A 22206-nucleotide genomic window follows, 5' to 3' on the forward strand; every position below is an offset into this window, starting at 1 on the left:
ATCTAGATATATAACCAATCCCTATTGGTGATACTTTTAACCATCTCTTTTGTTAATTTATTTATCGTTTCACACAACCTATCCACTACGTCTGATAATGTGTGGAAAAATTCATTTTTAAATCCCATAGTCCTAATTTGTTTCCAAATCTGTTCTATGGGGTTCATTTCTGGTGTATATGGTGGTATATGCATTATTTCTATGTTTTCCGGTATTCTTAATCCTTTGGATTTATGCCATGTTGCTCCATCACATACTAGTAGTATCATATCATTCTTATAGGTTTTGGAGAGTTCTTTTAAAAATATGTTAATACAGTCTGTATTACAATACGGCAATATTAAAAAGAAGTTTTCTCCTGTTGTTGGTTCTGCTGCTCCATAAGTATATCTGTATTCTCTTAAATGATGACAAGGTACTGATGGTCTTATTTTATGGTTACACCAACAGTATTTCGGCTTATTTATGCGACCGAATCCTGCTTCATCTTGGAACATTATTCTTACTTTTTTATCCGGGTTAACGTTTCTAAGTTCTTTTGCTCTGCTGTTAATTTTTTTGAGGTCTCTATGACCTCTTTACTTGCTTTCTTAGGATGTTTACTTCTTGGCATTATTTTTCTAAATCCGTGTCTTTTTAGTACTCTATATATTTGACCCGTTCCTATGGAATGTCCTACAAGCTTTACATATGCTTTTTCTATTTCTTTGGCTGTTACTATTTGTCCACTTTCTGCTTTTTCTTCAAATTGCTTTAGGAATTCTTTTTCTTCTTCAAAGCAGAGATTTCTATGATTGCCTTGTCTTTTTTTATTTTTTAATGCGTTTACAGAATCTTCTCTGTGTGCTTTTAACCATGCGAATACTGTAGATTTTCCAACATCTAATTTTTCAGATATGGATTTGGCACTGTTGCCTTTAAGTTTTAGTATTATGGCTTTAATCCTTATATATTCTCTTTTGTTATTAGTTTTTTTGAGTTCTACTTCTAATTCTTGAATTTGTTTTTGTATATCTTTCATAATATTATTATACTACATTAAATCACACAATTGTATCTATTGTTTAACGGATATTAGTATAAAATGTAAATCGCTAGAAACAATTTACACTAAAGACAAAACATTATTTGAACATTGGTGTTTGAAGATGAGAAAGCTAATTCTTTAATTCCAAGTTTTATAAATATGAAAACTTATACAGTTAAAAACATCTTAGTCTAAAAAGCAAATTTGTTGTATATATAAATTTTTGTAATACCACTATATATAATTTAAGTGCTTTACTTCACTTAAATACTTTTAAGTTTGTTACCCAATCTTGAGAAACGCTTTATGTAGTATACTATATATATGAACGCTGTTATCCCCCATGATATGGGATAACATGATAATACTGTTATAAGAGTATGGTTAAGCGGAACTATGAATAAAACCCACAAAATTCTTGAAATGCAAGTTCCCAAAAGAGTTATTACCATAGGCCTAAATGTATCTCCCGTTCCTCGTATCGCTCCAGGCAAGATATCACAAAACACATAAATAAGATATAACGGAGCAATGAAGTGCATAATTTGCGAAGTAATAAAAATTACATTTTCATCATCAATAAGAAGTTGCGCAAAAATTTCACCACAGAAATATAAAACGCAACTCACTACTGATATTGAGGTCAATGCCATAATTAATCCCACTCTCACACCATTTCTTGCTCTTTCGTACTTCTGTGCACCATAATTTTGAGCAACAAAAGTTGCCACTGCAACAGAAAAAGCATCAGATATAGCCCATATAAGAAAATCTAATTTCCCACAAACAGCCCAAGCGGCAATGCTATCAACTCCTATACTATTTATGCTAGCTTGAACTATAGTGTTGGAGAGTGGATACAAAACGGATTGTATTCCTATTGGTAATCCCAACTTAAAGATTTCTATTACATGAATTTTATGAAATCTTAGATTCTTAAAGCTTATTTGGCAAGGCAATTTAGTTTTTGTTAATGCCACTACAATCAAAACAGTGCTTAGACATTGAGAAAAAACAGTAGCAATTGCTGCTCCCACAACACCTAATCTAAAAAATGCTACAAAAATCAAATCTAAAATTACATTAAGAAAATTAGCTGCGATTAAAAAATAAAAAGGTGTTTTAGAATTTCCAAGCGCTCTCAATATACCGGCTCCCACATTATAGAGCATAGATACAACTATCCCCGAAAAATAAATAAAGATATATCTCTGTGCATCAGTTACAATTTCATTTGGAACACGAATGGCTTTTATAGCAAATGGTGACAAAATACAGCCAATTACAGTCAATGCTATCCCCCCGACAAAAGCAAACAACATAGCATTATGACTTGCATCGGACACCTCTTTATTCTTTTTTGCCCCATAATATTGAGAAATAATAATTGTTGCCCCTGATGCAAGTCCAGCAAAAAAATTGATCGGCATTTTTGTTAATGTGAATACAGATTCTATTGATGCTAATGCTTCTTTACCTGCAAATCTTCCGATAATAATCGCATCTACAGTCGTATAGAGCGATTGAAACAAAGTCCCCAGAAAAATCGGCATTGCAAATTGCAGCATAATCTTCCATACTGTTCCTTCTGTTAAATTAAATTTTTGCAAAAATTTTTTTGTCTCCATAACATACATTACTCCCGTTTATTTTTGAAGTTAATACTATTACTCAATTTAAATATCTCTCAAAGAGATTATAGCTATTCTAAAACACTTCATAAACCACAAATATAGTTATTGTATATTTATGGTATTAAAGTTTATTCTTAATTCTATCTTTTCATTAATTAATGTAAAATTATTCACTGCCTATATATGAATTTGCTTTTTAATAAATGTATTGTATCAAAAAAGACGAGAATCTTTAGTTTTCTCGTCTTTTTCTACTTCTAGAAGCTTTTAAAACTGTTCATTCCGTCTTTTAAAGACTATACTATTTTTTGTAGTCTCGCTGATTTACAATGACCATTCTACTCATAATAATTAAAACTACACTAACTTTATTATAAAATAATATTACTAAAAAATTTTATTCTTCATAATCTCTTTCTCAAATCGATTATTATTAATTTAGTTTAACATCGTTAATTTATCGTTAATTTTTATTTTCTTTATTATATCAATTTTTTTAACTCTTTTATATTTTTAATTCCTATCTTACCTCTTGAAAGGCTTATTATGTTTTTATCTTGCAGTGTATTTAAACTTCTTGAAACAACTTCCCTTGCCGAGCCTATATCTTTTGCAATATCTCCATGAGTTAAACTAAGAACATCGGAATGTTGTCTTTCTCTTTCTTCTAAGAGCTTATTCAAAAGGCGTTTTTCTAAGGGTATAAACATCATACTTTGCATTAAATTAAATGCATTTTGATATTTATCTTTTGCTATTTCCAAAAAGAATATTTTAACTTCATTATATTTTTCAGAAAGTTTTTTTATGTATTTCACATCAATTACTAAAATTTGTGCATTTTCAGTTGCTTCTATATAAAAATTTCGGTTTAAATCATCTATAATACAAGCTCCCGACATTATGCACATACTATCTTCCATAAGTTTATTCAACGTCATATCTCTTCCATCTTCAGATAACACATAACCTCTTAGCTTTCCCTTTATTACATAGAGTATGCCCGTGCAGACAGTTCTTCCCCCATGCACTAAATCACCTTTTTCATAGTTATTACAAAGGGTACTTTCAACTATACAATTTTGTTCATATTCTGTTAACATTTCCCAAAAGGGAAATTTCTGTTTAAATATTTTTTTAGTATCCATATCAAACCTTCATTCAAATATATGAGTTAAATTCTAAACATACACTTATTAAATGCTTTTTCTTTTTATATTTACTATATTAACATGAAAATAATTATATTAGAAAGTATCTATAATAATTAAAAATAAATTTTAAAGGTACTAAATTCCAGTACCTTTACTTCGCTCTATTCAGAAATAAAATATCCGTGATCTAACGGGCCACTTCCTTTACCCAAATCCATCTTTCTCATCAATAGATTATTTAAATATAGTTTCGCCATATATATTGAGTCTTTAAGTGAATTTCCTTTAGCTAAATTCGAAGCTATGGCTGATGAAAGTGTACATCCGGTTCCATGTGTATTTTTATTATCTATTCTTTCTCCTCTAAACCAATTTTCAGTTCCATCATATAACAAATCATCACAACTGCTATCCAAGTGTCCACCTTTTACCAACACTGCCACGTGTGACTTTTCATATATAAACTTCGCTGAAGTAAGCATGTCCTCTTTACTTTTTATTTTCTTTTCAGATAAAACTTCTGCCTCTTTTAAATTCGGAGTTATCAAATCAGCTATTGGAAATAATTTATTTTCTAGTGTACTCACTGCCCCTGATTTAATTAAATTTGAACCACTTGTCGCCACCATAACCGGATCCACTACAATATTCTTTGCAGAATATTTTTTTAAATTTTTCACTATCACTTCAATTAATTCAGAATTTGAAACCATTCCTATTTTTACAGCATCTGGAAATATATCTTCGAATACACATTTCAACTGCTCATCCAAAATTTCCGGACTAACTTCTAATACTTTTGTAACTCCTGTAGTATTCTGAGCTGTTATCACTGTAATACAACTCATCCCATATACTCCATTTGAAATCATAGTCTTTAAATCAGCTTGTATTCCTGCTCCTCCGCTCGAATCACTTCCGGCTATAGTAAGTACTTTCTTTCTCATAACGACTCCTCAAAATTAATCTATAATCTAACTTCTCCTAATCCTGCACAAATAAGTTCAATTAATAATTCCGCCGTCTTATTATCATAATCAAGTAATGGATTTAGCTCTACAAATTCCAAACTCAAAACTTTTCCTGAAGCGTGACATTTTTCTAAACCAAGTCTTGCTTCTCTAAAATTAAGTCCACCAAATAAATGAATCCCTGTTCCCGGCGCAAATATTGGATCTAAACAATCTACATCAAATGAAACATGTACTCCGTCTGTATTTTTTAAATACTCTAAAGCTTCATCCATAACTCTTCCCATTCCAAGTTGATCAATATCGGCTATAGTGTAGCATTTAATATTGTTCTCTTTTAAAATTTCCTTTTCGCCATTATCCAAATCTCTAAGGCCCACATAAACTATATTTTCAGGATTTAAAGTTAAGTTTCCCCCAACAGCCTTTAATCTCTCATCTCCCATTCCGATTAAAGCTGCTATAGGCATTCCATGTATATTCCCCGATGGGGAGGTTTCTGTTGTGTTTATATCCGCATGCGCATCAAAATATATTAGCCCAGCATTTGGATAATTATTCAACACACCTTTCATAGTTCCAAGAACTGTTGTATGGTCGCCCCCTATTACTAAAGGCAATCTGCCTTCTTCCATTTGATTTTTTACACTTTCAAAAAGAATATCTAGTTGTTCTAAAATCATATCTAAATGATTTAAATTGTCTTCTGATTTTTCCAATTTATATCCATTTTTAACATCTAAGTTAAAATCTCTATCTATATCTAATCCGAGTCTTTTTATTTTATCTATTAAGCCGAGTAATCTAAGTGTGTCAGGTGCAAACCTAGAACCCTGACGGACTCCACCCATATCAAGCGGTGCACCTATTACAGAAATATTTTTATTCATAATTTCTCCCTTTTTCATTATTTTATAATTATACAACAATTCCTATAGAAATATACCTAAACTCACTCTCTATACTCAGTTATTTTAATTTTTCTAAGGGTATCTTTTAAAAGAGGTGAATTATGTATTTAGAAGATTATTTTGTTGGACAAACATTTAATATAGATTCTGTTAAAATTACAGAGGAACATATTTTAGAACATGCTAAAAAATATGACCCTCGCCCTTTTCATTTAGATAAATCTGTCGCTGAAAAGACAAGGTTTAAAAAGCTTTTCGCATCCGGACTGATGACCTTAAATGTATGTTGGGGAGAGTGGGTTAAAACTAAAATCGATGAAAAAGGAGTTATAGCCGGTATAGGAATGGACAACATACGATGGTTGGCTCCTGTTTTTGCTGATGATGAACTGCATTCCATATTGACTGTATCTGAAATCACTCCTTCAGTAAAAAATCCTCATGGTGTTGTAAAATTTGATATGGTCTCTATGAATCAAAATGATGAAATTGTACTAACCCTTACTGCCATTGTTTTAATTGCCAAGAATCCATCTATATAAAGTATTGTAAAAAATCGTTAACCTCCATATAATTATAATATAATTACTTGGAGGTTTTTATGAATATTAAGTTATTAACTCGCACTGCCCTTTTTATGGCTATCGTAACCGTAACTACTATGGTTATAAATATTCCAATCCCGGCCACTAAAGGGTATGTTAACGCATCTGAAATAGCCGTATTTTTGGCTGCAGCTCTTTTACCATTTGCATATAATACATTTGCTGCCGGAGCCGGCTGTGCACTCGCTGATATCTTGCTTGGATATAGTCTTTATGCTCCTGCAACTTTAGTTATAAAGGCAATTGAAGCTTTCATCGCATTTAAACTTCTTAAAAAGTTTAAGCTCAATCCTTTTGTGGCTTTCGGTATAGCTTGTATATTTATGCCGGCCGGATACTTTTTATATGAATTTGGAATATTGAGATACACTTACGAAACAGCACTTGCTGCACTAATTCCAAACTTGTTACAAGGTCTTTTCGGCGCAATTGGTGCAGGAATTGTATATCCTTTCTTAAAAAAATTATATATTTAAGATTTATTTACAAAAAACCGACGATTGCCCGTCGGATTTTATTACTTTAATTTTTCTATTATTTGTTCTATTGTTAAACTTTCTTGTTCTTGCTTTGCCATATCCTTGATAGCATATTTCCCAGTTTGTACTTCGTTTTCTCCAACTACAATTGTGTATGGGATATTTAAAGCATCAGCATACTTAAATTTCTTTCCAAGCTTGGCTTTTTCTGTATAGACAGTTGTAGCTATGCCTGCTTCTTGTAATTTTGCAGCAAGTTTTATGCTGTCCATTTCATATTCATCCATAGGAATTACCATTACATCTGTTAAGCTTTCTCTCTTAGCTTCAATTATATTTGCTTGGTTAAGTTGATAGAAAAGCCTAGATAGTCCTATTGAAATACCAACTCCCGGAAGTTTCTTATCTGTGTAATAGCTTGCAAGGTTTTCATATCTTCCCCCCGAACAAACCGAACCTATTTCAGGATAGTTTACAAGTTCTGTTTCATAAACCGTTCCTGTATAATAATCCAGTCCTCTTGCAACTTTTAGATCAACTCTATAATTTGTCTCTGGAACTCCATATCCACCAATACAATCTATTACAGTAGTTAATTCTGAAACTCCCTCTTTAAAACTTTCATTTTCAATACCTAAATTTTCAAGCTGTTTTATAATTTCTTTATTAGTACCTTCTATTGTGATGAAGTTCAAAATTTTATCGGCATTTTCTTCAGAAACTCCTACCGCTAAAAGCTCAGCTTTAACTTTATCAATACCTATTTTATCCAACTTGTCTACAGTTCTAAGCACAGAAACTGTATCTTCTATTGCCAGTTCTTTATAAAATCCATTTAATATTTTTCTGTTGTTTAGCTTTACTACAAACTCATCAAATCCCAATTCTTTAAATGTGTGGTATATTACAACAGGGAATTCAGCATCATTTAAAATGCTGAGCTTTTCATTTCCTATCGTATCGATATCACATTGGTAAAACTCTCTAAATCTTCCTTTTTGCGCCTTTTCTCCACGATATACCTTTCCTATTTGATATCTCTTAAATGGAAAAGACAAATCATTGAAATGTTCTACTGTATATCTTGCCAATGGCACTGTCAAATCAAATCTAAGAGACATATCCGTGTCTCCCTTTTGGAATCTATAGATTTGTTTTTCTGTCTCTCCACCACCCTTCGCAAGAAGTACTTCACTCTTTTCAATTACCGGAGTATCCAATGGCAAAAATCCATACTTCTCGTAGTTTCTCTTTATCGTGTCCAACATCTCATTAAAAAGTATTTGTTCTCTCGGCAACAATTCCATAAATCCTGGAAGTGTTGAAGGCTTTACTATATCTGTCATTTCTTCCCCCTAATTAAAGTTTATTTCAACCATCTCACTCACTGCACTGTATATCAACACTGCTGCAAGGCTGGCTGTAGCATTGTCTTTATCGTATCTTGGCGATACTTCCGCTATATCAAAGCTCACCACTTTACCTGTTTGTAAAATATGTTTAAGTATTATAATTACCACTTCCGGATCCAACCCCAAAGGTTGTGGAGCACTTACCCCCGGTGCATAAGAACTTGAAAATACATCAGAACAAATTGTCACATATACAGAATCCAATTTTCTTGTGAACTTATCTATACTGTCAAACAATTTATAAATTTGTCCATTCACTATATCCTTAGCTAAAATATATTCTACACCTGCATCTTTTGCAAAATTAAACAAACTCACTGTGTTGGAATGCTTTTGTATTCCTATTGGCAAATAATTAAAATCTAAACCATTTTCTTTGTTCATATCATGAATTTGTCTAAACATAGTTCCTGATGATGGGCCGTTTTCTTCATAAGGTCTACAATCAAAATGTGCGTCAAAGTTTATTACTCCTAACTTGTTTGATTTTCCATACTTATTAAAAAGTCCTTGGTAATGTCCAAATGCTGTTTCATGCCCTCCACCCAAAATAATAGGTTTTAAATTTAAATCCAACATTCTGTCCACCGCTTTAGCCAAACATCTTTGTCCTTCATCTAAACTAATACCTTGAACATATACATTTCCACAATCGAAAATTTTCACTTCTTTTGGAAAATCACATGGCAATTTAGAAAGTTCTTTTCTAATGCTCTTAGGTCCGTTGGCTGCTCCAACTCTTCCCTTGTTATACTCTATTCCCCAATCACATTCGAAACCTAATATACCAATTCCAAATTTACCTTCAAAAGGTTCTAAACTTTCATCATTTAAATCTATTATCTCAACCCATTGATGCCATCTAAATGAGTCGAAATCATTCACTGAATCTACTCTTCCCGTCCAGTTGTATGGAAGTTCTTTACTATAATTTTCTATCATATAACCACTCCCTCAATATTTTGATTTTATCATTAAATTAAAATATTGTCAGCTTTTTGCCATGATTTACTGATCTAATCATTTAAAAATCATTTCTAATCTGCTAAATATCTAAATGCTTTTTATATTTTTCCGGAATAGCACTTAGGTATTCTTCTCTTTTAGTTCTCTTTCTGTCCGGATCTCTGAAGAAGTCTCTGATTAACGCTATTACAACCGGCATAAGGAGTAAAACTCCAACCAAGTTTGGTATTGCCATAAGTCCATTTAATGTATCTGAAATGTGCCAAATTTCCTGTAAGCCTCCAATAGCTCCAACTGTTGCTATCGGTATATAAATTAATCTATAAATCCAAACCGAATTTCTGCCGAATAAATATTGGAAACACTTTTCTCCATAGTATTCCCAACCCAAAATAGTTGAGAAGGCAAATAGAGCGAGCCCAATTGTAACTACGTGGTCTCCCCCTACAAATCCAGTTTGAAATGCCTTTGTAGTCAATTCCGCTCCTGTCAGACCACTGTAAGCTTGACCTGTAACAATGATTACCAGCGCAGTTAAGGTACATATCATTATAGTATCTGCAAACACTTCAAATATACCCCACAGTCCTTGTCTTACCGGATGGTCAGTTTGAGCTGCAGCATGTGCTATCGGTGCAGACCCCAAGCCAGCTTCATTTGTAAATACGCCTCTTGCTATACCAAATTTTATAGTCTTTTTAATAGCTATTCCCATTCCGCCACCCAAAGCAGCTCTCGGTGAAAAAGCAGTTCTAAAAATCTCAGCAAAAGCACTTGGCACGTTCTTTATGTTTAAAAATATTATAAATAATGCACCTACTATATATAGTGTTGCCATAAGAGGAACTAATTTTGCTGTGAACTTTGCTATACGTGCTATCCCGCCAATTATTACAATGCCGGCTAAGACTGAAACTCCTATACCAACATATAATTTATTCAATCCATATGTGGTGTTGAGTGCGACAGCAACGGAATTTGATTGAGTCATATTGCCTATTCCGAGCGAAGCAATCATTCCAAAAAATGCAAATGTACTTGCCAGCCAACCAAGTCCCAATCCATTTTTGATATAGTACATTGGCCCACCTATTGAATAACCATAATCGTCCGTTTCTCTATACGTTATGGACAATATTACCTCTGACATCTTTGTCGCCATACCAAATAGTGCTGAAACCCACATCCAAAATATAGCCCCAGGCCCACCGGATGCTATTGCTGTAGCAACTCCGGCTATATTCCCTGTGCCAACTGTGGCTGCGAGTGCTGTAGACACTGCTTGAAAAGGAGTTATATCTCCCTCGTGTTCTTCACTCGCCTGCTCAAAAACTTTCAGTATAGTATTTCTTATTGTGTAGAAAAATTTTGTAAGCTGCGGTGCCCCTAGCACTGTAGTATATAAAATTCCCGTTCCAAGTAATAGGATTAACATAGGCCAACCCCAAACTATTCCATTTAAAATATCATTTATTTTTAAAATTAGCTCCATCTTCTTCTCCCAAACTAAAATTATATTTTTACTATTTTACCATTTTAATTATAACTTTAAAACTATTTTTAGTATAATTTTTATATTATATTTATCTTGGTATTTCAAAAATTTTACATTCATGTATTAGTTTTTACAACCTCATTTCAAAACTTATCAAAATTGATTTTTTATCTTATGCTATTAAATTTCTTAATTTATTGCGCCGGTATAATAGAAAAAGATATTGTAAAATTTACAATTGCCGTCTTATATAGCCTAATCTTGTATGCCTATATAAAAAAACAAATATAAGGAGAAATAATATGAAAAATAAAAAATTTATTATTACTTTTTTGGTAATGTTCTTTATCTCTATGTTTTCAAGAACAGCTTTTGCACAAGAAATGAATTCGGTAATAGAAAACGAAACCTTTAAGGATATGGTTGCCTCAGGTGAATTAGTATATAGGAGGCACTGATCAAGAAACTCAACTTCAGATATCTAATTCAAACTCAACCATTCAAGAGAGTGTATATCAATTTACAATTTTTGAATCTGTCATAAATAATATTTTGATTCTAAATCTTTTAAAATTCTTCATTCCAAATGTTAGTATTTTAAATTGCTTCATCTCATTGTTTGTTCGTATTTCTCTAGCAACTCATCTTATTTTATCATTTAAATTATAGCTTCAAAGCTATTTTAAATATTATGTTTATATTAAATTTATACTTTATCTTTCCATATTAAAATCCGCCGAATTTCTTCGACGGACTTAATTATTAAATATTAAACTTCACTTCTCTTATTAACCCGGTATCTTCATCTTTAAATGTCAATACTCCATCTAAAACACTAACTGTTTTAACATTTATATTTCCCTTTGTCTTTGCAACTATACTTTGATTTTTATCAAAAACTATTAAATTGTCGCCTTTATCAAAAGTCGCAAATACATAGTTATTTACTTTTCTCAAACCTGTTAGAGAACCTTCTCTATTTAATTTCTTTCTATTTTGGTTGAATAATGATCCATTTTCTATAGAAGTTTTATAATAAATATTTCCATTAAGTGCTGTCATTAATATAGGATCCCATTTATTAACATCAAGCCTTAATATTTCTTTTTCTTCCATATCTATTAAATTTAAACAATTAACAGTTTTTTGAGTTTCGTAATCCACGGTAAAATATAAATTATTATTGTCTAAAACTAAATTGCTTCCATTTTTATTTACATCTTTTACTTCAACATCTTTTCCGCTATCAACCTTAGAGATTATTATATTTGAATTCTTTCTATTTCTTCCTACTAAGTAGTTTATTCCTCCTATTTCTTTTGAGAAATAGTATTCTCTAAAATTAGTATTGTATGAACTTACATTTAAAATATCTCTTTTACAATTATTTTTTTTAGAACTTATTCTCAAGCCTGAATCTTTATCAAAGCTATACTCCCAATTAAATTCATCATTACAAAATCTCCATGTCAACGGAAAATATGTCACATCTCTATATACTAACAAAGGAAACTTTTCATTTTTATTATCTATATCCTTTCCATTGACAACTATATTGAAATCTGCTTGCTTAGCTACATCATAATTTTTATTTCTTCTTCCAATATATCTATAATAATCTCCTTTTGGTATATCACTTTCTATTTTTAAAGTTTTTGTATCTTTATCCCAAAAAGTATTCACTCCTAAAAATCTTGAATTTTTATATGTCATTGGGAAGTAAGTTACATCTTTATATAAAATAATAGGATATTTATTTTCTCTCTTTTCCATCTCAATATCATTAATGCTTACCTTAAAACTTGGAATTTGAATATTTACTTTTTGTATTTCCGTAGCCTGAACACGTTTAGTCATCATCAATACGCAACACAATATTATAAACTTAGTTTTGTTATTCACTTTCACTCTCCTTTATCAACTCATATCTTATTTTTATTAGTTAAATCTTATAGTTATATTTTCTGTATCCCATTGTGTACTACTATTTACTTCTACTTTATCTCTACTTCCATAAATCCCTGAAACTCCAAATTTTCCAGTTCTATTAGTAACACTACTATAGTTCATAGGTGTATAACTCCCATCTGCTCTATACAAATATGATTGAGAAAATCCCCCATTATATAGCACTTCCTGTATTAAAATCTCTATTAGGATTGCACAATGTTATTTGTTTGTTAAATGATGCATTATATTTCGTAATTCCATTTAAATAGTAATATTTATCGTATAATACATTTGAAAAATCAGAAGCGGAAACAACCCTACATCTAACCCAATTGTTACTATCAACATTTATGTTAGATCTATTATATCTTGTCTAGTCAATATTAGTCATTTACAAACTAAACCCATCTCCGTTTTTATACCTTTGAGGATTTTGACACTTTCCCATTAAAACTCCTCCTTTTTATTTAGATTGTCCTATAATTTTCTTTAATAGTTAATATATACTTATCTTAATTAAATAACTTTTTAAAAATTTTTCTACATTATATGATATCATTTTCTATTGTTTGCTTTAGCCTATCAAAAAAAAAGAAAAAGTCAACACTTTATAAATTTTTTATAATATCTAATTAAATTAAGCTTTATAAAATGGAAGATTTTATACACTTCTAGTAATCAGTAGGCTATTAATAAAAAATGAATTTTACTCTTTGCTGAGCATTAAATAATTATTATAAAAAATATCTGTTGAGTATTTCTACTAACAGATATTTTAAAATTTATTTAATTTGCCAAATCAAAGCTATGGAACTCTGATTCTTTCTTTGGTTGCTTACTTTCTTCTTTTGAAATTATATCTTTTACTTTCATAAGACGAGTGATTCCCGCTCTTTCATTTTCATCCAGCTTGCTTCTTATATAAGAAACTGTTTCGGATAAATCCGGAATGGTCTTGTACTCGAGTGCATTTACTCTTCTTCTTGTCTTTTCTATTTCATCTGCCATTAACTGTGCAGACTTTTCCATTTGAGCAAGTTCGAGAAGTCTTCCTAACACCTTGTTCAATCCGTCTATCGCCTCATCTAAATCTGAAGTTGTTTGAGCATATCCATATGGATATACTGAACCTGACTCAGTTAACTTTTTTGTTTGAAATTTCATATTTGGAATGAATACGCTCATTACATTTTCAATCTCTATATCTAATTCTATAGCTTGTGTCGGAAAAGAAACTGCCGCCTCTAACATCTTTGGATCAGTTGAAGATGATGCCAATAGAAAGTTTGCAAAGGCTCTGTGCAATTCTTCTTCGACTTCTTCTCTTAATTTTTTATTTTCTCTTATTAAGTCAATAAATCTTCTCATCAGTTCGTCTTGCTTATCTTTTAAGAGTTTGTGTCCTCTTTTAGATGTAGCAAGCCTACCCTTTAGATTTGTCATGTTCATTCTGGTAGGACTTACATTCAATCTAGCCATGTTATCCCTACTTTCTGTCTTGACTTACTGGATCTTGTCCTTTTATATCGTTTAAAGTAGCTCTAGCTGACGCTTTTGACTGTTCAGCTCTTTGCTTATCTATTTCTTCTATTGATTTATTAACTGCCTTCTTAGTCAGATTCTTTTGTTCAACTTCAACTTCTGATTTTTCAGTAAGGTATTTATCAATTAATTTATCATCTATTCTCTTTAGTTCGGTTCTTGGAATAATTCTAAGCAAATCCCAACCTGTATTTAAAGTTTCTTCAATACTTCTATTTGAATAATATCCTTGATTTACATATTCTTTTTCAAATGCATCGGCAAATTTTGCAAATGCCTTATCCGCTTCTGAAAGCGCAGATTCTCCAAGGATTACTGAAAGTTCTTTAGCTTCTTTTCCTGAAGTGTATGCTGCATAAATTTGGTTCATAGTACCTGAATGGTCTTCACGAGTTTTACCTTCACCTATACCTTTATCTTTCAAACGTGATAATGATGGTATTGCATTTATTGGCGGTTCTATTCCTTGTTTATATAATTCTTTAGAAAGTATTATTTGTCCTTCTGTTATATATCCTGTAAGGTCGGGGATTGGATGAGTTATATCATCTTCAGGCATTGTCAAAATAGGAATCTGAGTGATTGAACCATCTCTTCCCTTTATCTTGCCTGCTCTCTCATAAATTCCCGCAAGGTCAGTGTATAGATATCCCGGATAACCTCTACGTCCTGGAACTTCTTTACGAGCTGCTGAAACTTCACGAAGAGCTTCTGCATAGTTTGTCATATCAGTCATAATTACCAACACGTGCATTCCCAACTCAAACGCCAAATATTCTGCACACGTCAATGCCATTTTTGGAGTCGCAAGTCTTTCAATGGCAGGGTCATCTGCTAAGTTCATAAATAATACAGCTCTATCTATAGCTCCAGTTTCTTTGAAGTCGTCTATAAAGAATTGTGCTTCTTCAAATGTAATTCCCATTGCAGTGAATACAACTGCGAATTTATCATCTTTACCAAGTACCTTTGCCTGTCTTGCTATTTGAGCAGCAACATTGTTGTGTGGAAGTCCTGCTCCGGAAAAGATAGGTAACTTTTGTCCACGCACAAGTGTGTTGAGTCCATCAATAGTGGATATACCAGTTTGTATAAACTCTGATGGATAATCACGAGATACCGGATTTATTGCAGTACCGTTTATATCTATCTTAGCTTCAGGAATTATCTTTGGACCATCATCAATTGGATTTCCAAGCCCATCAAATACACGACCAATCATGTCAGGACTCACGCCTAATTCAAGAGGATGTCCTAAAAATCTAACTTTTGTATCTTGTAGGTTGATTCCTGTTGAACCTTCGAAAATTTGGACCATGGCTTTATCTCTTTCTATTTCAATTACACGACCACGGCGTCTTTCTCCAGTTTGTAATTCAATATCTACAAGCTCTTCATATTCAACTCCGCTAACTCCCTCTACAACCATTAGAGGGCCTACTACTTCTGTAACCGACTTATATTCTTTAAGCATTTACAGTACCCCCTTTGTCTTCTGAATTAGGAGAAAGCTCTCTCATTTCTCTTTCTATTTCTTCTATAATTTCATCTAAAGAAGATATCTCTTCTTCAGAAACGTACTTCATTCTTGTTATACGTTCTCTTACATTCATCTTTTCTATTTCTGATAGATAAATGCCGTCTTCTATTCCCTTAAGTCCTTGGTCATAGAATGAAAGAATAACTTTCATCATCTTGTTTTGCTTTTCAAGAGAGCAGAAAGTATCAACATCATGGAATGCATTTTGTTGTAGATAATCTTCACGCAAAGACTTTGCAACTTCAAGCTTTAATTGGTCCTGTTCAGATAGAGAATCACGTCCTACTAAACGAACAATTTCTTGAAGTGATGATTCTTCTTGTAAAAGAGCCATTGCTCTTCTTCTATTTTTAGAAAATTCTGAATCTATTTCTGAATCAAAATATTTATCCATCTTAGTTTGATATAGAGAATAAGATTCTATCCAGTTAATTGCCGGGAAGTGACGTCTATATGAAAGGTCATAGTCAAGCTTCCAGAATATTTTTACAATTCTAAGTGTTGATTGAGTTACCGGCTCTGAAATATCTCCCCCCGGAGGAGAAACTGCGCCTATTACAGAAAGTGCCCCCTCTCTGTTATCTTGTCCAAGACAAGTAACACGTCCTGCTCTTTCATAGAACTCTGCTACACGAGATGCAAGATATGCTGGATATCCTTCGTCCCCTGGCATTTCTTCCAAACGTCCACTCATTTCACGAAGTGCCTCTGCCCAACGTGATGTAGAATCTGCCATCATCGCAACTGAGTAACCCATATCTCTATAGTATTCCGAGATAGTTATCCCTGTATAGATTGAAGCTTCACGTGCTGCTACAGGCATGTTTGAAGTGTTTGCTATAAGAACTGTACGTTTCATTATAGACTGACCCGTCTTTTCGTCTATAAGTTCAGGGAATTCCATAAGAACGTCTGTCATCTCATTTCCACGTTCTCCACAACCTACATATACTACAACTTGAGCATCTGCCCATTTTGCAAGTTGATGTTGAACAACTGTCTTTCCTGAACCGAACGGACCAGGTATAGCTGCTGTGCCTCCCTTAGTTATAGGGAAAAATGTATCTATTACTCTTTGTCCTGTGATAAGAGGTGTATTTGGGTCTATCTTTCCCTTTGTCTTTCTACCTCTTCTTACAGGCCATTTTTGAATCATATTAAATTCTCTGTCTCCACTTTCTGTTTCAAGTACATATACTGTTTCATCAACATGGAAACTTCCACTCTTTATGTCTTTTATCCTACCTGATACCCCTATAGGTACCATTATTTTGTGGTTTATTACCTCAGTTTCTTGGACAGTCCCTACAATATCTCCTTCTACTACTTCATCTCCGACTTTGGCAACTGGTACAAAATCCCATAGTTTTTCTCTATTTAAGTTTTTAACTTCTGCGCCTTTTGTCAAAAAATCTCCTGCTACTTCTTGAAGTGATTGTAGTGGCCTTTGTATACCATCAAACATTTGCTCTATAAGTCCCGGTCCAAGTTCAACTGATAATGGAGCTCCTGTTGTAATTACATCATCTCCAGGACCTATCCCTGTTGTTTCTTCATAAACTTGTATTGAGGCTTCATCACCCCTCATCTCGATGATTTCGCCTATCAATCTATCTTTAGAAACTTCCACCACATCATAAACAGCGGCTTCTTCCATGCCACTTGCCACAACTAGCGGACCGGAAACTTTTATTACTTTTCCTGTTTTCAAAATTTCCTCCTTACAATATGTTACTTCCAACAGCTTTTTCTACATTTTTATCGATATTTTTCATTCCTATCCCTAAAGAACCCTTATTTGATGGGATTAAAACTATTGCCGGTACTGTAACACTATTATATCTATCGATGGTCTCCTCAATTTTTTCTGCAAGTTGCTCTGTAATAAATATGAGCCCGTAGTTATCTTTTGCAAGGCCATCTACTATTCTTCTCGTCTGGTCAGCATCGTAGCTTATCTTTACATCCACTCCCAATGCTTTAAATGCTAATACAGAATCTTTATCCCCTACAACTGCTATTTTATACATATGTTTCACGCAGCCTTTCACGTATAGAGTTGGTGTCTGTTGAATTCAACTTTGAAATTAAAATCATCCTTATATTTTTAATTTCAGTTTCTCTTGCATATAAGTATGCAAATAAGACTTCAGGGCCATATGTCACTTTTTTTACATCCTTTACTAGTTCCATGAAGTAGTTGTCTTTTTGTCTTTCAAACTCTGACATAGTTCCTGTTTGTTTATATTCTTCAATTCCCTTCTTCAAATATTTATAAAACTCAGTTCTTCTAAATACTGAAGAATTTTCATCTACTTCTAATCCGAATATATTTTCTAACTCTCCAACTTCTATACTTCCACCTTCAACTAAAACCTTTTTTAAAAAATCAATAGTTCTGTCTTGTCTTTTACATCTTAATACTGTTGCTATATTTGTAAAATCAATTAGATTTCTCACATATTTGTCAAAAAGTTCCACTTTAGACTCTTTAGCTATTTTCTTTAAGTGCTCAAAATATTTTTTATCTATAAAAATATCAATATCTTGCGGATTTTTCCCCTTTTCATATTCTTCCATAGCTTCTCTAACCACATCTGAATACTCCACACTCGCTCCAGTATCTATGCTTTTCTTAATTTCATCTCTTGGGAAATTTTCTAATTTATAGTATAAATATTCTAAATCTTCTCCCAAAATGTATTCTTTTAAGACAACTTTTAAATTATGATAATAGTATTTAAGCGCTAACAAATCTACTACCAAGTCTTCTCTTGTCATCTCATACATCTTTTTATAAAAGTCTAAGAGCATATTATCAAGAGCCTCTTCATAATTTTGCGCTGCACTAAGCTTAGAAATTTCTTCTTTATAAGTTGTCTCTTGCAACGCACGAATTGCATCTTCTATATCAGCGGTTTCTATTAATCTTTCAAAATCAGACTTAGTTAAAAGAGATTTTTCAAAAATTCTGGTAGTGACGGACGGCTGAACAAATTCATTTCTATCCATGCCTACCTCCTATTTTTTCAAATTTCCATTTGAAAATAATTCCCTATAAATTAAGCCTTCTATATCACTTCTATTATTTTCTATTATTCCTACAAAATCATTGTTATATAAAACATTGCCATCTTGTACTGCAAATCCCGAATTTATTGTTTCTTCACTGATCTTAATCTCTTTGAAGTTTTCAACAATGTATTCTCTATACTTAGCCATAACTTTCAACTCAGCATTTTCAGATAAGTCTACTGAAGCAACTTCCCTCTTTATATACTCAAGATAATCATCATTTGATATATCATTGAGTTTATCAACCGCAAGTTCTATTACTTTTTCAATCGTACTTTGTTTTATCTTTAAAATTTGGTCTCTAGCTTCTAACTCTGCTCTTCCAGTAGCTTTTTCAATTAAATTTTCAGCTTCCTGTTCTGTTTTTTTTAAGAATACCTCTGATTTTTCACGAGACTCTACTTCAGTTTTTCTTACTATTTCTTCGGCCTTTTGTCTTGCAGCGTCAATGATACTTTGCTGTTCTTGTTTAGAATCAGCTTCTATTTTTTCAAGTAAAGTTTCTATATTTGACACTACATCCTCCTTAAATTGAGTTCATGTGAAGGAAAGAGATTGCCAATGCTAAAATCGCATACATCTCAACCATTACTGCTAAAACTATAGCCTTAGTCATGTGCTCTTCTTTTTTAGCTAATATGTTTATACCGCTTACAACAACTTTACCTTGGCTAATTGCAGAGAAGAGACCTACTAGACCTATTGGAATAGCTGCTAAAAATAGTGAAAATCCTGTTTGTAAATCCATATCAGGGCTTAGTCTAAATAGCATAAGCATTCCTATTACAAAACCATATAACCCTTGTGTACCTGGTAATAGTTGAAGTACAAGTGCTTTACCAAACTTTTCAGGTTCTTCAATTATAACACCTGCTGCTGCTTCTCCGGCTATCCCTACACCTTTAGCTGACCCTATGCCTGCAAGTGCTACAGAAATTGCTACACCTAAACCTCCAAGTATCATTCCTCCATAATTAACAAAAAACTCTGCCATTTTAATCCTCCTCAATTATAAAATAATCTGACTGTGTGACCATTTCCTTAAACGGAATTCCTCCACCTTCATAAAACTTATTAAACATTTCTACAAAAGTAAGTCTTGCTGAATGTACATATGATGATAAGAATGATAAAAACATATTAAATATTTGGAATGCCACAAATATTAAAACTCCAAATATAACTCCTATAATTCCCTGTCCCATTAACATTCTTACTATTATATTTACAGCTATAGCTATAAATGAACCTGCTAAAGCAAGAGCCATAAGTCTGAAATAACTTACAAAATCTCCTAAATAAGATGTAATACCGTATAGGGCATACACACCCCATCCTATCTTTCCGCCAACTGATTCTTGGTCACGACCTCCTGTAAATAATATTCCAACCATTCCTATAAGCATTATTATAGGAGATACCATACTGACGATACTTCCTAAGTCTACTACTTTAGAACCTATAAATAACATAGCACCTATTAATGCCATATACCAAAACCCAACGTCAAATAGCGCATCTGCCGGTTTATGATCCCTTAAATTCATGTATGCTTTAATTCCCATTGCAAAGAATATATGAAATATTCCAAAAGCCATACACATGGCAATCATTTTCATATAATCTTCTGATGGGTTTAGATATGCCTTTATTGGAATTAAATCTCCGAAAAACGATCCAAATATGAATCCCCAGAATGTAGATGAAATCCCCATATACATTACGAACTTTATAAGTCTAGCCTTTACTTTATCAGGTTTTAAAACTTTTAGTACAAACATACTTATTAAAGTAACTAAGATACCATAGCCCATATCTCCTACCATAATTCCTGAAAATATAAAATAAAATGGTGCAAGCAGTGGTGTCGGGTCTATTTCTTGATATCTTGGAATTGAATACATTTCCGTTATTGATTCAAAAGGTTCTACTAATTTATTATTTTTTAATTTAATAGGTACATTTGTATCTTCTTGTTCTGCCGGAGCAATTTCTAAATAATATTCTGTACCTAAAACTTCATCTAATAAATTATTAAATGCATCAGCCTTATCACTTGGTACATAACCCGTGATAAAATCTATTTTTTTAGACTTTGCAAAATTTTGTACTGCCGCTTGTCTCAAACTCTCATTTCTCAAATATTCATAATAATACTTAAGATCCTCTAAGTTTTCTTTTTCTGAATCTATCTCAGAATCTATTTGTCCAATTCTATTTTCAAATTCTTTTAATTTATTTTTTTGATCTGTAATTTCTTCACTTACTCTTTTTTCAGTTTTTATTCTATTGTTTGTAAATCCATTAGCTCTTAAAATATTTGTTAATTCAGCTTCTTCTGTTTTTTCAACTGCAATTATCAAATACTTCATTCCATTTAATATTTTATACTCTTCAACAGAGTACAATTTTAATTCTGAACTGGATAATGATTCCTTAAACTGCGCTTCATTCCTTAAAGGAATGCTTCCCGGTATAACTTTTATGCGATTTAAATTTCTAATCTCATTTAAACTTACTCTTAATTCTGAAAATGGTTCTAATTCATTTATTACTTCATTGACCGTAGAAATTTTTTGATTCAATTCATTCTTTTCCAAGTAAAGACTGTTTAATTTGTCATAGATTTCATTAAAATTAAATCTGTCTGCCTTTTCTTTTAAATCTTTTAATGAAACTCTTATCTTTTGACCTTTAAATCCGTCTACTGCAGATGCTGACGGCAAATATGTTTGTAATAAATCCATCGTCCACTTTACTCTACCTATTTCATTATCGAGTTTAAACACAGATTCTGGAACATCAACTTTTTTTAAGTAATCCTGCTCTTCTGAAAGCTTTAAATCGTTTAAATGAACATCTTTGAATTCCTGCAAAGATTTTAAAAGCTCACTTTGACGATTGGCAAATGTGTACAGATCAAACTTATGCATCTTAACTATTGCCATTTTTCACAACCTTATCTACAACCATATCAGCTAATTTTTCTATCTTCCCCTTGTCAATTTGGGAAATTATATCAGCTTTCTTCCTACTCTCTTCAAGAATTTTAGTCCTTATTAAATTAGCCTTTTCCTCAGCTTCTTGAATTTTCTGACTTCTCAATTCTTCACTTTGTTCTGATATCTCTTGCTTCAACTTTTCGGCTTCGGCTTTTGCATCTCTCAATATCTTTTCTGCAGTTTTTTTAGCACTGCTCAATTGATCTTCTGCCAATTTCTCACTTTCAACAATACGTTCTATTGCACTAGCCATTTTCCACCTCCTATATCAGTTTTTAACATTATATCACTTTGATTATGATAAGTATATATTCTCACCAATAACTTTTTATGATAAATTTCTCTTATTTTAATAGTATAACACACTATTATGCCTATTTACTATAGTATCTCATTAATTTAACGACTTACAAGTCATAAATATCATCTTTATTTTATTTATT

The 22206-nt window shown here is 32.2% G+C and carries 23 protein-coding genes; 3 read left to right on the forward strand and 20 right to left on the reverse strand.

All coding sequences use genetic code 11. The features are described 5' to 3' along the window. Positions 1-2: 2 nt before the first annotated feature. The 6 genes from DYE58_RS03090 to rocF all read right to left on the reverse strand — a co-directional run bounded on the left by DYE58_RS03090 (position 3) and on the right by rocF (position 5676). Positions 3-497 (reverse strand): IS630 family transposase, encoded by a 495-nt coding sequence (locus DYE58_RS03090; protein ID WP_115312002.1) that lies wholly within the window; start codon positions 495-497, stop codon positions 3-5. Positions 498-502: 5 nt separating this feature from the next. Beyond that, positions 503-1021 (reverse strand): helix-turn-helix domain-containing protein, encoded by a 519-nt coding sequence (locus DYE58_RS03095; RefSeq protein ID WP_115312003.1) that lies wholly within the window; start codon positions 1019-1021, stop codon positions 503-505. Positions 1022-1290: 269 nt separating this feature from the next. After that, positions 1291-2655 (reverse strand): MATE family efflux transporter, encoded by a 1365-nt coding sequence (locus DYE58_RS03100; protein WP_040552109.1) that lies wholly within the window; start codon positions 2653-2655, stop codon positions 1291-1293. 488 nt (positions 2656-3143) lie between these two features. Beyond that, the gene (locus DYE58_RS03105) at positions 3144-3809 is read right to left on the reverse strand and encodes a Crp/Fnr family transcriptional regulator (protein WP_004819332.1); all 666 of its coding nucleotides are present in this window, start codon (positions 3807-3809) and stop codon (positions 3144-3146) included. A 167-nt stretch (positions 3810-3976) separates the two neighbouring features. Next, positions 3977-4762, reverse strand: coding sequence for a bifunctional hydroxymethylpyrimidine kinase/phosphomethylpyrimidine kinase (gene thiD / locus DYE58_RS03110; protein WP_115312004.1), 786 nt, complete (start codon positions 4760-4762; stop codon positions 3977-3979). 20 nt (positions 4763-4782) lie between these two features. Next, complete coding sequence (gene rocF / locus DYE58_RS03115; protein WP_040552110.1) at positions 4783-5676, reverse strand: arginase; 894 nt, start codon at positions 5674-5676, stop codon at positions 4783-4785. A 122-nt stretch (positions 5677-5798) separates the two neighbouring features. On the opposite strand from rocF, the gene DYE58_RS03120 reads away from it, so the two are divergent. Together DYE58_RS03120 and DYE58_RS03125 are read left to right on the forward strand one after the other, a co-directional pair. After that, entirely contained in the window at positions 5799-6239 is a 441-nt protein-coding gene (locus tag DYE58_RS03120) for a MaoC/PaaZ C-terminal domain-containing protein (RefSeq protein ID WP_004819338.1), read from the forward strand. A gap of 59 nt (positions 6240-6298) precedes the next feature. Further along, a complete protein-coding gene (locus DYE58_RS03125) occupies positions 6299-6778 on the forward strand; it encodes an ECF transporter S component (RefSeq protein WP_115312005.1) in 480 nt (159 codons plus the stop codon). A gap of 41 nt (positions 6779-6819) precedes the next feature. Here the strand turns inward: DYE58_RS03125 and hisS are convergent, their stop codons facing one another. The 3 genes from hisS to DYE58_RS03140 form a co-directional block, all read right to left on the reverse strand. Beyond that, positions 6820-8127, reverse strand: a complete 1308-nt coding sequence (gene hisS / locus DYE58_RS03130; protein WP_004819342.1) for a histidine--tRNA ligase — start codon at positions 8125-8127, stop codon at positions 6820-6822. A 9-nt stretch (positions 8128-8136) separates the two neighbouring features. Then, positions 8137-9135 (reverse strand): formimidoylglutamase, encoded by a 999-nt coding sequence (gene hutG, locus DYE58_RS03135; RefSeq protein ID WP_004819344.1) that lies wholly within the window; start codon positions 9133-9135, stop codon positions 8137-8139. A gap of 103 nt (positions 9136-9238) precedes the next feature. After that, positions 9239-10651 (reverse strand): alanine/glycine:cation symporter family protein, encoded by a 1413-nt coding sequence (locus DYE58_RS03140; RefSeq protein WP_004819345.1) that lies wholly within the window; start codon positions 10649-10651, stop codon positions 9239-9241. A 305-nt stretch (positions 10652-10956) separates the two neighbouring features. On the opposite strand from DYE58_RS03140, the gene DYE58_RS11030 reads away from it, so the two are divergent. Next, entirely contained in the window at positions 10957-11112 is a 156-nt protein-coding gene (locus DYE58_RS11030; RefSeq protein WP_172463313.1) for a hypothetical protein, read from the forward strand. Positions 11113-11416: 304 nt separating this feature from the next. Here DYE58_RS11030 and DYE58_RS03145 read toward each other — a convergent pair whose 3' ends face one another. From DYE58_RS03145 to DYE58_RS03190, 11 genes are all read right to left on the reverse strand, one after another. Continuing rightward, positions 11417-12556 carry a hypothetical protein gene (locus tag DYE58_RS03145; protein ID WP_050794606.1) on the reverse strand — a complete coding sequence of 380 codons (1140 nt, stop codon included), beginning with the start codon at positions 12554-12556 and terminating at the stop codon, positions 11417-11419. Positions 12557-12592: 36 nt separating this feature from the next. After that, on the reverse strand, positions 12593-12724 hold the full coding sequence (locus DYE58_RS11530; RefSeq protein ID WP_257009105.1) for a hypothetical protein: 132 nt from the start codon (positions 12722-12724) through the stop codon (positions 12593-12595). A 666-nt stretch (positions 12725-13390) separates the two neighbouring features. Next, entirely contained in the window at positions 13391-14083 is a 693-nt protein-coding gene (locus tag DYE58_RS03150) for a V-type ATP synthase subunit D (protein ID WP_004819355.1), read from the reverse strand. Positions 14084-14090: 7 nt separating this feature from the next. Beyond that, positions 14091-15620 carry a V-type ATP synthase subunit B gene (locus DYE58_RS03155; protein ID WP_004819357.1) on the reverse strand — a complete coding sequence of 510 codons (1530 nt, stop codon included), beginning with the start codon at positions 15618-15620 and terminating at the stop codon, positions 14091-14093. After that, positions 15613-17397 carry a V-type ATP synthase subunit A gene (locus DYE58_RS03160; RefSeq protein ID WP_040552112.1) on the reverse strand — a complete coding sequence of 595 codons (1785 nt, stop codon included), beginning with the start codon at positions 17395-17397 and terminating at the stop codon, positions 15613-15615. The genes DYE58_RS03155 and DYE58_RS03160 overlap by 8 nt, the downstream gene beginning before the upstream one ends. A gap of 10 nt (positions 17398-17407) precedes the next feature. Beyond that, complete coding sequence (locus DYE58_RS03165; RefSeq protein WP_004819361.1) at positions 17408-17716, reverse strand: V-type ATP synthase subunit F; 309 nt, start codon at positions 17714-17716, stop codon at positions 17408-17410. Continuing rightward, complete coding sequence (locus DYE58_RS03170; protein WP_115312006.1) at positions 17709-18698, reverse strand: V-type ATP synthase subunit C; 990 nt, start codon at positions 18696-18698, stop codon at positions 17709-17711. The genes DYE58_RS03165 and DYE58_RS03170 overlap by 8 nt, the downstream gene beginning before the upstream one ends. A 9-nt stretch (positions 18699-18707) precedes the next feature. Beyond that, on the reverse strand, positions 18708-19277 hold the full coding sequence (locus DYE58_RS03175) for a V-type ATP synthase subunit E (protein ID WP_115312007.1): 570 nt from the start codon (positions 19275-19277) through the stop codon (positions 18708-18710). A gap of 10 nt (positions 19278-19287) precedes the next feature. Then, entirely contained in the window at positions 19288-19755 is a 468-nt protein-coding gene (locus DYE58_RS03180) for a V-type ATP synthase subunit K (RefSeq protein WP_004819372.1), read from the reverse strand. A 1-nt stretch (position 19756) separates the two neighbouring features. Next, positions 19757-21709 carry a V-type ATP synthase subunit I gene (locus DYE58_RS03185; protein WP_004819374.1) on the reverse strand — a complete coding sequence of 651 codons (1953 nt, stop codon included), beginning with the start codon at positions 21707-21709 and terminating at the stop codon, positions 19757-19759. Beyond that, positions 21696-22016, reverse strand: coding sequence for a V-type ATPase subunit subunit G family protein (locus tag DYE58_RS03190; RefSeq protein ID WP_004819375.1), 321 nt, complete (start codon positions 22014-22016; stop codon positions 21696-21698). The genes DYE58_RS03185 and DYE58_RS03190 overlap by 14 nt, the downstream gene beginning before the upstream one ends. Positions 22017-22206 lie beyond the last annotated feature (190 nt).

The sequence above is a fragment of the Peptoniphilus indolicus genome (assembly GCF_900454665.1).
Lineage (GTDB): Bacteria > Bacillota > Clostridia > Tissierellales > Peptoniphilaceae > Peptoniphilus > Peptoniphilus indolicus.

Excerpts from the sequence above, each read along its gene's own strand:
- DYE58_RS11530 (WP_257009105.1), bottom strand. The coding sequence starts at position 12,724 with ATGAACTATAGTAGTGTTACTAATAGAACTGGAAAATTTGGAGTTTCA.
- DYE58_RS03100 (WP_040552109.1), bottom strand. The coding sequence starts at position 2,655 with ATGGAGACAAAAAAATTTTTGCAAAAATTTAATTTAACAGAAGGAACA.
- rocF (WP_040552110.1), bottom strand. The coding sequence starts at position 5,676 with ATGAATAAAAATATTTCTGTAATAGGTGCACCGCTTGATATGGGTGGA.
- DYE58_RS03190 (WP_004819375.1), bottom strand. The coding sequence starts at position 22,016 with ATGGCTAGTGCAATAGAACGTATTGTTGAAAGTGAGAAATTGGCAGAA.
- hisS (WP_004819342.1), bottom strand. The coding sequence starts at position 8,127 with ATGACAGATATAGTAAAGCCTTCAACACTTCCAGGATTTATGGAATTG.
- hutG (WP_004819344.1), bottom strand. The coding sequence starts at position 9,135 with ATGATAGAAAATTATAGTAAAGAACTTCCATACAACTGGACGGGAAGA.
- DYE58_RS03185 (WP_004819374.1), bottom strand. The coding sequence starts at position 21,709 with ATGGCAATAGTTAAGATGCATAAGTTTGATCTGTACACATTTGCCAAT.
- DYE58_RS03150 (WP_004819355.1), bottom strand. The coding sequence starts at position 14,083 with ATGGCTAGATTGAATGTAAGTCCTACCAGAATGAACATGACAAATCTA.
- DYE58_RS03095 (WP_115312003.1), bottom strand. The coding sequence starts at position 1,021 with ATGAAAGATATACAAAAACAAATTCAAGAATTAGAAGTAGAACTCAAA.
- DYE58_RS03090 (WP_115312002.1), bottom strand. The coding sequence starts at position 497 with ATGTTCCAAGATGAAGCAGGATTCGGTCGCATAAATAAGCCGAAATAC.
- DYE58_RS03120 (WP_004819338.1), top strand. The coding sequence starts at position 5,799 with ATGTATTTAGAAGATTATTTTGTTGGACAAACATTTAATATAGATTCT.
- DYE58_RS03155 (WP_004819357.1), bottom strand. The coding sequence starts at position 15,620 with ATGCTTAAAGAATATAAGTCGGTTACAGAAGTAGTAGGCCCTCTAATG.
- DYE58_RS03105 (WP_004819332.1), bottom strand. The coding sequence starts at position 3,809 with ATGGATACTAAAAAAATATTTAAACAGAAATTTCCCTTTTGGGAAATG.
- DYE58_RS03180 (WP_004819372.1), bottom strand. The coding sequence starts at position 19,755 with ATGGCAGAGTTTTTTGTTAATTATGGAGGAATGATACTTGGAGGTTTA.
- DYE58_RS03165 (WP_004819361.1), bottom strand. The coding sequence starts at position 17,716 with ATGTATAAAATAGCAGTTGTAGGGGATAAAGATTCTGTATTAGCATTT.
- thiD (WP_115312004.1), bottom strand. The coding sequence starts at position 4,762 with ATGAGAAAGAAAGTACTTACTATAGCCGGAAGTGATTCGAGCGGAGGA.
- DYE58_RS03140 (WP_004819345.1), bottom strand. The coding sequence starts at position 10,651 with ATGGAGCTAATTTTAAAAATAAATGATATTTTAAATGGAATAGTTTGG.
- DYE58_RS03170 (WP_115312006.1), bottom strand. The coding sequence starts at position 18,698 with ATGGATAGAAATGAATTTGTTCAGCCGTCCGTCACTACCAGAATTTTT.
- DYE58_RS03125 (WP_115312005.1), top strand. The coding sequence starts at position 6,299 with ATGAATATTAAGTTATTAACTCGCACTGCCCTTTTTATGGCTATCGTA.
- DYE58_RS11030 (WP_172463313.1), top strand. The coding sequence starts at position 10,957 with ATGAAAAATAAAAAATTTATTATTACTTTTTTGGTAATGTTCTTTATC.